Source organism: Kitasatospora sp. NPDC048722 (assembly GCF_040650235.1).
In the GTDB taxonomy this organism is placed as follows: domain Bacteria; phylum Actinomycetota; class Actinomycetes; order Streptomycetales; family Streptomycetaceae; genus Kitasatospora.
Window position 1 is genome coordinate 19,779 of record NZ_JBEZGX010000088.1, and the last position, 9,701, is coordinate 29,479.

Sequence of the window (9,701 nt, forward strand, 5' to 3'; positions counted from 1 at the left end):
CCGGCGAACAGCGAGCGGCCCCGCCCCCGGCGAACCGGGAGACGGGGCCGCAGCGGCAAGTGGCTTACTTCTTGCCCTGGTTCTTGACCGCCTCGATGGCGGCCGCGGCGGCCTCCGGGTCGAGGTAGCGGCCGCCCGGGTTCAGGGGCTTGAAGTCGGCGTCGAGCTCGTAGACGAGCGGGATGCCGGTCGGGATGTTCAGGCCGGCGATGGCGTCGTCGGAGATGCCGTCGAGGTGCTTGACCAGCGCGCGCAGGCTGTTGCCGTGGGCGGTGACCAGGACGGTCCTGCCGGCGGCGAGGTCCGGGACGATCGCGTCGTACCAGTACGGGAGCATCCGCTCGACGACGTCCTTGAGGCACTCGGTGCGCGGGCGCAGCTCGCTCGGGATGTCGGCGTAGCGGGCGTCGCCGGCCTGCGAGTACTCGTCGTCGTCGGACAGGACCGGCGGCGGGGTGTCGTACGAGCGGCGCCAGAGCTGGAACTGCTCCTCGCCGAACTCCGCCAGGGTCTGGGCCTTGTCCTTGCCCTGGAGCGCGCCGTAGTGGCGCTCGTTCAGGCGCCAGCTGCGGCTGACCGGGATCCAGTGGCGGTCGGCCTTGTCCAGGGCGATCTGCGAGGTACGGATCGCACGGCGCAGCAGCGAGGTGTGCAGCACGTCGGGCAGCAGACCCTCGGCGGCCAGGAGCTCGCCGCCGCGGGCGGCCTCCTTCTCGCCCTTCTCGTTGAGGTCGACGTCGACCCAACCGGTGAACAGGTTCTTCTGGTTCCACTGGCTCTCGCCGTGACGGAGCAGGATGAGTCGGTACGTCGTGTCAGCCATGGCGCCCAGCTTAATGGAGCCCCGAAAACCCCTGGCCGGGACCTTTGCCCGTGAGTAATGTGTGCATCGCACTTCTGACACTTACACCTGTCGGCTGAGCGGACCTGCCCGTGCCGCTCGCCGGACGCCTGCCTCCGGGAGCCCCCGCATGCCCGTCGCACCGCCCGTCCCTGCCCGGATCCTGAGAGTCGTCCAGGAGACGACGGGCGGACTGCCACGGCAGTTCTGGTGGCTCTGGACCTCGACACTGATCAACAAGCTCGGCGCCTTCGTGGTGACCTTCCTGGCCCTCTACCTGACCACCGAGCGGGGCTACTCGGACTCCTACGCGGGTCTGGTCGCCTCGCTGTTCGGCCTCGGCTCGGCGATCGCCGCGATCGGCGCGGGCGTGCTGACCGACCGGATCGGCCGCCGGCCGACGCTGGTCGCCGCGCAGCTCGGCACGGCGCTGTTCACCGCCGTGCTCGGCTTCGCGGACGGGCCGGTGGCGATCGCGGTGGTGGCCTTCCTGGTGGGGCTCTGCAACAACGCCACCAGGCCGGCCACCTCCGCGATCATCGCCGACCTCGTCCCGGCCGAGGACCGGGTCCGGGCCTACGCGCTGAACTTCTGGGCGATCAACATCGGCTTCGGCCTCTCCGCGGCCGCGGCCGGCCTGATCGCCACCCACGGCTACCTCACGCTGTTCCTGCTGGACGCGTTCAGCACACTGGTCTGCGCCGTGGTGATCTTCGTCCGCATCCCGGAGACGAGGCCGGCGATGACGGCCGCCGAGGCGAAGGAGCCGGCGGTCGGGCTCGGCACGGTGTTCCGGGACGGCCGGTTCATGTCGGCCGTCGGGCTGACCCTCGTGCTCGCGCTGATCTTCCAGCAGGGCAGCACCACCCTGGCCGTCGACATGGGCCACGCGGGCATCACGTCCACCGAGTACGGGCTGGTCATCGGCCTCAACGGCCTGCTGATCGTGGTGCTGCAGATCCCGCTCACCCGTTGGATGGAGGGCCGCTCGCGGACCCGCCTGCTCATCGCCAGCTGTCTGCTCACCGGCTGGGGCTTCGGCCTCGCGGCCCTGGCCGGGTCGTCCGCCTGGATCTTCGCGGGTTCCGTCGCGGTCTGGACGATCGGCGAGATCCTCAACGCGCCGACCATGATGAGCCTCGTCTCCGAGCTCGCGCCGACCCACGCGCGCGGCCGCTACCAGGGCGTCTACTCGCTCTCCTGGGCGCTCGCGTCGTTCCTCGGCCCGGGGGCGGGCGGCGTGCTGCTGGACCGGGCCGGCCCCGCGGTGCTGTGGAGCGTGTGCGCCGCGCTCGGCAGCGCCGCGGCCCTCGGGTACGTGGTGCTGGGCCGCCGGACGGGTGGCCCGGCGGGCCGGGCGGCCCGGCCGGAGGACGTCACGGAGGTCTCGGCCGCCGCGCCCACCGGGGCAGCCGGGGCGGCGAAGGCTCCGGCGGGCGCCTGAGGCCCGCCGCGGGGGCCGGGTCAGTCGGCCTTCGGGGCGGCCAGGTGGGCAAAGGCGGCCAGGTTGCGGGTGGACTCCCCGCGCTTGGTCCGCCACTCCCACTCCCGCCGGATCGCCGAGGCGAAGCCCAGCTCCAGCAGGGTGTTGAACGGCTCGTCGGCGTTCTCCAGCACCGTCCCGAGCAGCCGGTCGACGGTGTCCGGGGTGAGCGACTCCAGCGGGAGGCGGCCCGCCAGGTAGACGTCGCCGAGCGCGTCCATCGCGTAGGCGACGCCGTAGAGCCGGGTGTTGCGCTCCAGCAGCCAGCGGTAGACGGCCTCGTGGTTCTCGTCCGGGCGGCGGATCACGAAGGCGTTGACCGACAGCGTGTGGTCGCCGACCCGCAGGGCGCAGGTGGTGCTCAGCTTGCGGGTGCCCGGGAGGGTCGCCACCAGCGTGTACGGGTCGGCGGCGGCCGGCTCCCAGGCCACGCCGGCGTCGTCCAGGGCGGTGCGCAGGAGGGTCAGTGCCTCGTCCTTGGTGCGGGTTGCCATGGGGGTGACGTTACTCGGCGGTACGGGCGGTGCGCAGCAGGCGGGGTCCTGCGGCGCCCGGGGCCTCGCCCCGGGCAGGGGCGGGCCGCGTCAGGTCAGTCGGCGGCGGGCCGTGGCGAGGCGGCCGGCCGGGCGGGCCAGCGTGCCGGCGTACACCTCCGCGGTGGTCGACGCGGCCGTGTCCCAGCCGAAGCCGGACGCGTGCCGGGCCGCCGCCGCGCCCCGCCGCCCGACCAGGCCGGGGTCGGTGACGTACGGCTCGAGCGCGCGCGACCAGTCCTGCGGGTCGTGGCCGTGGACCAGCGTGCCCGTCTCACCGTCGCGCACCGCGACCGGCAGGCCGCCGACCGCGGCGGCCACCACCGGCGTGCCGCAGGCCTGGGCCTCCAGCGCGACCAGCCCGAAGGACTCGCTGTAGGAGGGCATCACCAGGGCCGTCGCCGCCCGGTACCAGTCCGCGAGCTGGGCCTGGCCGACCGGCGGGTGGAACCGGACCACGTCGCAGATGCCCAGCTGCGCGGCGAGCTTGTGCAGGCTCTCCGGCCGGGCGAGCCCGCTGCCGGACGGCCCGCCGACCACCGGGACGACCAACCGCTCGCGCAGGGCCGGGTGGCGCCCGACCAGCTCGGCGACGGCGCGCAGCAACACGTCCGGCGCCTTCAGCGGCTGGATCCGGCCGGCGAAGAGCAGCACGGCGGCGTCCTGCGGCAGGCCCAGCCGGGCCCGCGCGGCCGCCCGCGCCTGCGGCCCGCCGGGCCGGAAGACGTCGAGGTTGACGCCGGGGTGGACGACGGCGAGCTGGTCCGGACGCGCCGCGTAGTGCCGGGCCAGCTCGGCGGCCTCCTCGGTGGTGTTCGCGATCAGCCGGTCGGCGGCCTCGACCACCTGGGTCTCGCCGATCACCCGGGCCGCGGGCTCGGGCGTGTCGCCCTCGGCCAGGGCGGCGTTCTTCACCTTCGCCATGGTGTGCATGGTGTGCACCAGCGGCACGCCCCAGCGCTGGGCGGCCAGCCAGCCGACCTGCCCGGAGAGCCAGTAGTGCGAGTGCACGAGGTCGTAGTGGCCGGGGCGGTGGCCCGCCTCCGTCCGCAGCACGCCGTGGGTGAAGGCGCACAGCTGGGCCGGCAGGTCCTCCTTGATCAGGCCCTCGTACGGCCCGGCGGTGACGTGCCGCACCAGGACGCCGGGGGCCAGCTCGACGGTGGGGGCGTCGTCCGAGCAGGTCGCCCGGGTGAACACCTCGACCTCGACGTCGAGCGCGGCGAGGCGTTTGGCCAGCTCCACGATGTAGACGTTCATCCCGCCCGCGTCGCCGGTGCCGGGCTGGTGCAGCGGTGAGGTGTGCACGCTGAGCATGGCTATCCGGCGGGGGCGGCGGCGGCCCGTGACCAGCGACTGGAGACGGCCGCGCGCGGGCGCGGCCGGCTGGGCGCGGCGTACCGAACGGACGGGGTGCTGGATCACCTGGCTGAAGCCTCCTCTGTGCGGCCCGTCTCCGGCGACCCGCATCCGGCCCGCCTGCTGTCCGGTGTGCGCTGCCCCGTCCGGGCCCACACATCACCACCAGTGTGCCAACCACTCGGATGATGCCCGGCATTCCCGGATCGCCGACCGGATCACCGACCCGACGCGGACCGGGCTCCCCGGACCGACAACGGTGCAGGTGGGAGGGGTCGGGCCGGGCCCCTCGGTACCCTTCTGGACATGGCCGCCTCCTTCGACCCCTCGCCCCCGTCCGCCCGCGGACGCACCGGGCGGCCGGTCGGGACGGTCACCCGGGGCACCACCAACACCAACCGGCTCCGACGGATGGACCGCTGGATCGCCCACGCCCTCGGCCGCGCGCTGCGCTCCGCCGACCGTCCGCCGGTCGCCGTCGACCTCGGCTACGGCGCCGCGCCCTGGACCGCCGTCGAACTGGCCGGCCGGCTGCGCGCGGTGCGCCCGGACGTCCGGGTGGTCGGGATCGAGATCGAGCCGGAGCGGGTCGCCGCGGCCCTGCCGTACGCCGACCCGCCGCTGCTCACCTTCCGGCGCGGCGGCTTCGAGGTGCCGCTCGACGGCGGCGCGCCGGCCCAGCTGATCCGGGCCGCCAACGTCCTGCGGCAGTACGACGAGTCGGCGGTGGCCGCGGTGTGGGAGCGGCTCTGCGCGCGGCTGGCACCGGACGGGCTGCTCGTCGAGGGCACCTGCGACGAGATCGGGCGGCGGCACGTCTGGGTCGCGCTCGGCCCGGAGGGACCGCGGACGGTGACCTTCGCGGCCCGGCTCGGCGGCCTGGAACGGCCTTCCGACCTGGCCGAGCGGCTGCCGAAGGCGCTCATCCACCACAACGTGCCGGGCCGGCCGGTGCACCGGTTCCTCGCCGACTTCGACCGGGCCTGGGCGGGCGCGGCGCCGTACGGGGCGTTCGGGGCGCGCCAGCGCTGGGTGGCCGCGTGCACCGCGCTGGCGGGCGACTGGCCGCTGGTGGACGCACGCGGGCGGTGGCGGCAGGGCGAGGCCACGGTGCCCTGGACGGCGCTCGCCCCGTAGCGGGGGCGTTGCGGCGGGGTGTCGCGGCGGGGGCACAGTGCTGCGACGGGGGCACGGCGCACACGTTTCACTCGAACGAGTTATCGAATTCCTCTGGCGCGTTGACGCCCCGTCACGCCACGATGGAGGTCACCGGACGGCGCCCACACCGCCGCCCGTCCGCAGCACGTCCAGCTCAGCCGTCCGACCGCAGCCCCGCCCACGCCCGTTCGAACACGCCGTACATCTCCGCCCCGAACAGCACGAACCGCACCTCGTCCAGCCCCGCCCCGGCCCGCTCGTCGCCGCCGCCCACCGCCTCGGCGACGGTGGAGAGCGCGATCCGGGCCGCGTCGGCCGGCGGCCACCCGTAGATCCCGGCCGACACCGCCGGGAAGGCCACCGTGCGCGCGCCCAGCTCCGCCGCCGTCCGCAGCGACTCGCGATAGCAGGAGGCCAGCAGCCCCGCCCGCTCCTCGTAATCCTCCGCCCGGTACACCGGCCCGACGGTGTGCACCACCCACCGCGCCGGCAGCCGTCCGGCCGTCGTCGCCACCGCCCGCCCGGTGGGCAGCCCCTTGCCCCAGTGCGAGGCCCGCAGCCGCCGGCACTCCTCCAGGACCTGCGGCCCGCCCTTGCGGTGGATCGCGCCGTCCACCCCACCGCCGCCCAGCAGAGAGGAGTTCGCGGCGTTCACCACCGCGTCCACCTGCTGCTCCGTGATGTCACCCTCGACCACGGTGATCCGCGTCACCATGTTGCGCCCCCCTCTCCGCCCGCCCCGGCACCCGTCGGGGCCGGGCCCGAGTCGCCGTCCGAGTCCGATCACCACACCGCCACCGGCGTGGCAATAGCCACAACGGCCCCGGCGGGCCAGAGAAATCCCCGGAGATCACGTTATGGTCGCGAGAAGTTCCCCGACGCAGGGTGCCACGCGGGCACTGCGGACGGACACCGGCCGTTACGCACTCGGGGAAAGGGAGGAACCACCGATGCCCGCAACGGGAGACGGGCTGGCACGAGGTGCCGCGGACCTGACGGACGCCCTCGACGGCGCCCTCCCCCGCCGTGCCCGCATCCACCCCGTCCCGGTCGGCCCGCTCACGGACGCTCCCCCGATACCTCACCCCCGGTCGCGGGCCGCAAACCCGTCGGCGGCCGGTGAAGGCGACGCCGCGGCCGGTGGCGCCCCGCTCAAACTGCTGGTCATCGAGGACGACGCCTCCGACGCGCAGCTGATCAAGGCCGCGGTCGCCGACAGCGGCACCGCCATCGAGGTGCACTGGGCCCGCGGCCTGGAGCAGGCCGCCGGCCTGCTCGCCCCGCCGCCCACCGGCGCCCGGCGCGGCCGCCCGCGCGGCACCGAGTTCAGCTGCGTCCTGCTCGACCTCGCCGCGCCCGCCGACCTGCCCCACCCGGAACGGGGGCGCCTCCCGGCCGCCGAGGCCGGGGGAGCGTCCGACGGACTGGAAGGCCTCCACGAACTGCTCCGCCGGGCCCCGCACACCGCCGTCGTCGTGCTCACCGACGCGGCCGGCGCCGAACTCGGCGCCGCCGCCGTCGCCGCCGGTGCCCAGGACTTCCTGATCAAGCACGAGACGGACGGCCCCCTGCTCGCCCGCGCCCTGCGCTACGCCGTCGAACGCAAGCGCGCCGACGAGTCCCAGCGACGCCTGGTCGAGGCCGAACTGCGCGGCCAGGAGAACGCCCGCCTCCAGCGCCACCTCCTGCCCACCCCGCTGCTCGACGGCGCCGGCCTCTCCTTCACCCGCCGCTACCGCCCCGGCCGCCGCCGCGCCCTGCTCGGCGGCGACTTCTACGACGCCGTCCGCACCGACGACGGCACCATCCACGTCGTGATCGGCGACGTCTGCGGCCACGGCCCCGACGAAGCCGCGCTCGGCGTCGCGCTCCGCATAGCGTGGCGCACCCTCGTCTTCGCGGGCCTCACCGGCGAGGCCCTGCTCACCACCCTCCAGCACGTCCTCGAACACGAGCGGCGCAGCGACGAGATCTTCGCGACGCTCTGCATGCTCGTCATCGAGCCCGGCGGCGAGTGCGGCGACCTCGACACGCTCGGCGCCTGCGAACGGGCCCGCCTCTACCTCGCCGGGCACCCGGCGCCCCTCCTGCTCGGTGCCGACCACCAGCCGCTGACCCTGCCCTCCGACCTCGCCGGGCCCGCGCTCGGACTGCTGCCGTGCGACGACGGCGAGGCCGCCTGGCCCGCGCACGAGATCGAACTCCGGCCCGGCTGGCGGCTGTTGCTGTACACCGACGGACTCATCGAGGGCCGGGTCGGGGCCGGGTCCCGCCGCCTCGGCCAGGACGGTCTCGCCGACCTGGTCGGCGACCACCAGTCCGCCGGGCTCACCCGCGGCCGGCTGGTCGACAGCGCGATCGCCGAGGTCGAGGAGCTGAACGGCGGCGCGCTGACGGACGACGTCGCGGTGCTGCTGCTGGAGCGGAACCCGGTGCAGCTCATCCTGGGGTGAGCTCGGGGTCGTGATGCTCGGGGCGGTGAGCTCGGGGTCGTGACGTGCCGGGCGGTGATGCTCGGGGCGGTGACGTGCCGGGCGGTGATGCTCGGGGCGGTGACGTGCCGGGCGGTGATGCTCGGGGCGGTGACGTGCCGGGCGGTGATGCTCGGGGCGGTGATGCGGAAACGGTGCTGCCCGGGGAAGGCGTTTCGTGGCCTTTCCCGGGCAGCACCGTTTTTCCTGCGCTTTGTTACCAGGGCCCGTACGGCCCCATGTTGCTCCGGCCGCCACCGCCACGGCCGCCGCGGTTGGTCAGCTCCCGGATCGCCGGGCGCACGTCCACCATGTAGACGATCGACGCCACCAGCCCGGCGAGCGTCCCGATGCCGGTGAAGAAGTTCACGCCGAACAGCAGGTCCCAGCCGAACGCGATCCCCAGGATCGCCAGCCAGAAGCCCTTGGTCTTCTTGTCCGCGGCCCGGTAGGCGTCCTCCCGGCGGGACGCGCCGTCGATCAGGGCGAACAGCTTGAAGCCCAGGATGGCGACGGACATCCACCAGATCGGGTTCAGATAGGCCAGGCTCAGAACCTGGTTCACTCCGCCCATGGCGGTCTCCTCTGTCTCTCGGCTCCGGTGTGCGGGCCGTCACCCATCCTGGCACGGCGACCGTCCGCCTAGCCGTCAACGTTCCGCGGTCAGCGGATGTGCCCCGTTCGGTGGTGGTTCACTCCCCGCTGGGAGCGTCCTTGCGGGCGCGGGGGGTCTTCTTCGGTGCGGGCTCGGCCGCCGTGGCGTCGTCCTCGATGACCTCGACGTCGATCACTGCGGGCTCGGTCGGCTCGGCCGGGGAGCCGGGGCGGGTGCGCTCGACCACGACCTTGCCGCGCTCGGCGAGCTCGTCGTACGTCTCCTTCGCCTTGACCGCCAGCTCGACCGCGCGGCCGACCTGCTGGATGGCGAAGTCCTGGGCCCGCTCCTGCAGCGCCTTGAAGTCCGTGGGCAGCGTGGTGACCGTCTCGGCGACCTTGGCCTGCGCCTCGGCGAACTTCGCCTGCGCCTCCTGCAGCCGGGCACCGGCCATCTCCTGCGCGCCCTTGCGGTCCGCGGCCAGCGCCTCGACCTTGCCCGGCACCTCGCGCAGCTTCTCGTAGGCGAGGTCACTGGCGCCGGCGAGGGCGTACAGCGGGGTCGGGTCGGTGAGGGTCTTCTTGAGCTCGTCGGTGATCGGCATGACCGGTCCTCCCGGTGGGTGTCTAGGCGGCTGGGCCGTCGGTCGTCGTCTGTGCGGGTGTCGTCGGAGTGCCGGTGTCGGTGTCGGCCTCGGCTGCCGGGCCCCGGCGGGCGGCGTTCTCCTTCAGGAAGGCGTCGTAGACCGCGAGCAGCGCTTGCTTCTGCTGGTCGTTGATCAGCGGATCGGCGAGGATCGAGGCCCTCAGCTCCAGGCCCTCGTCCCGCCGCTCCTCCAGGATCCCGGCCTGGACGTACAGCGTCTCCGCCGAGATCCGCAGCGCCTTCGCGATCTGCTGGAGGATCTCCGCGCTCGGCTTGCGCAACCCTCGCTCGATCTGGCTGAGGTACGGGTTGGACACGCCGGCGGCCTCCGCCAGCTGGCGCAGCGAATACTGCGCGTTGCGGCGTTGCTCGCGGATGTACTCGCCCAGCGAGCCGACGTTCAGTGAGGCCATGTCCACAGGGTGCAACATGGCGCTTGCAAATGCAAGCAGGGTGCTAGCTGGAGCAAACGTGGGGGGCGCTGCGCGGGGCTTGAGGTGCGGGGCTTGGGGTGTGGGGGCGGGCTTTCGGGTGGGTGGGTGACGCCGGGGGCGGCTCCGGGGGTGGCCGCTCCGGGGGCTGGATGATTTTCCGACTGCCGACTCTGTGGGTGGGG

The 9,701-nt window shown here is 74.1% G+C and carries 10 protein-coding genes; 3 read left to right on the forward strand and 7 right to left on the reverse strand.

Going from position 1 to position 9,701, the window contains the following annotated elements; all coding sequences use genetic code 11:
- Positions 1-64: 64 nt before the first annotated feature.
- The gene (locus AB0C76_RS38255; RefSeq protein WP_359974602.1) at positions 65-823 is read right to left on the reverse strand and encodes a phosphoglyceromutase; all 759 of its coding nucleotides are present in this window, start codon (positions 821-823) and stop codon (positions 65-67) included.
- Between the two features lie 148 nt (positions 824-971).
- Here AB0C76_RS38255 and AB0C76_RS38260 point away from each other — a divergent pair, with 148 nt between their 5' ends.
- On the forward strand, positions 972-2,285 hold the full coding sequence (locus tag AB0C76_RS38260; protein ID WP_359974604.1) for an MFS transporter: 1,314 nt from the start codon (positions 972-974) through the stop codon (positions 2,283-2,285).
- Between the two features lie 20 nt (positions 2,286-2,305).
- Here AB0C76_RS38260 and AB0C76_RS38265 read toward each other — a convergent pair whose 3' ends face one another.
- Both AB0C76_RS38265 and mshA read right to left on the reverse strand, forming a co-directional pair.
- On the reverse strand, positions 2,306-2,818 hold the full coding sequence (locus AB0C76_RS38265; RefSeq protein ID WP_359974606.1) for a YbjN domain-containing protein: 513 nt from the start codon (positions 2,816-2,818) through the stop codon (positions 2,306-2,308).
- A gap of 90 nt (positions 2,819-2,908) precedes the next feature.
- On the reverse strand, positions 2,909-4,210 hold the full coding sequence (gene mshA / locus AB0C76_RS38270; protein WP_359974626.1) for a D-inositol-3-phosphate glycosyltransferase: 1,302 nt from the start codon (positions 4,208-4,210) through the stop codon (positions 2,909-2,911).
- Between the two features lie 312 nt (positions 4,211-4,522).
- On the opposite strand from mshA, the gene AB0C76_RS38275 reads away from it, so the two are divergent.
- Complete coding sequence (locus AB0C76_RS38275; RefSeq protein ID WP_359974608.1) at positions 4,523-5,353, forward strand: class I SAM-dependent methyltransferase; 831 nt, start codon at positions 4,523-4,525, stop codon at positions 5,351-5,353.
- Positions 5,354-5,528: 175 nt separating this feature from the next.
- On the opposite strand, the gene AB0C76_RS38280 is transcribed toward AB0C76_RS38275, so the two are convergent.
- Entirely contained in the window at positions 5,529-6,089 is a 561-nt protein-coding gene (locus AB0C76_RS38280; RefSeq protein ID WP_359974610.1) for an O-acetyl-ADP-ribose deacetylase, read from the reverse strand.
- 235 nt (positions 6,090-6,324) lie between these two features.
- Between AB0C76_RS38280 and AB0C76_RS38285 the strand changes: the two genes are divergently transcribed.
- The gene (locus AB0C76_RS38285; RefSeq protein WP_359974612.1) at positions 6,325-7,827 is read left to right on the forward strand and encodes a SpoIIE family protein phosphatase; all 1,503 of its coding nucleotides are present in this window, start codon (positions 6,325-6,327) and stop codon (positions 7,825-7,827) included.
- Positions 7,828-8,062: 235 nt separating this feature from the next.
- Here AB0C76_RS38285 and AB0C76_RS38290 read toward each other — a convergent pair whose 3' ends face one another.
- From AB0C76_RS38290 to AB0C76_RS38300, 3 genes are all read right to left on the reverse strand, one after another.
- Positions 8,063-8,419 (reverse strand): DUF2516 family protein, encoded by a 357-nt coding sequence (locus tag AB0C76_RS38290; protein ID WP_359974614.1) that lies wholly within the window; start codon positions 8,417-8,419, stop codon positions 8,063-8,065.
- Between the two features lie 118 nt (positions 8,420-8,537).
- The gene (locus tag AB0C76_RS38295) at positions 8,538-9,044 is read right to left on the reverse strand and encodes a hypothetical protein (RefSeq protein WP_359974616.1); all 507 of its coding nucleotides are present in this window, start codon (positions 9,042-9,044) and stop codon (positions 8,538-8,540) included.
- Between the two features lie 22 nt (positions 9,045-9,066).
- Entirely contained in the window at positions 9,067-9,498 is a 432-nt protein-coding gene (locus AB0C76_RS38300) for a helix-turn-helix transcriptional regulator (RefSeq protein ID WP_359974618.1), read from the reverse strand.
- Between the last annotated feature and the right edge of the window lie 203 nt (positions 9,499-9,701).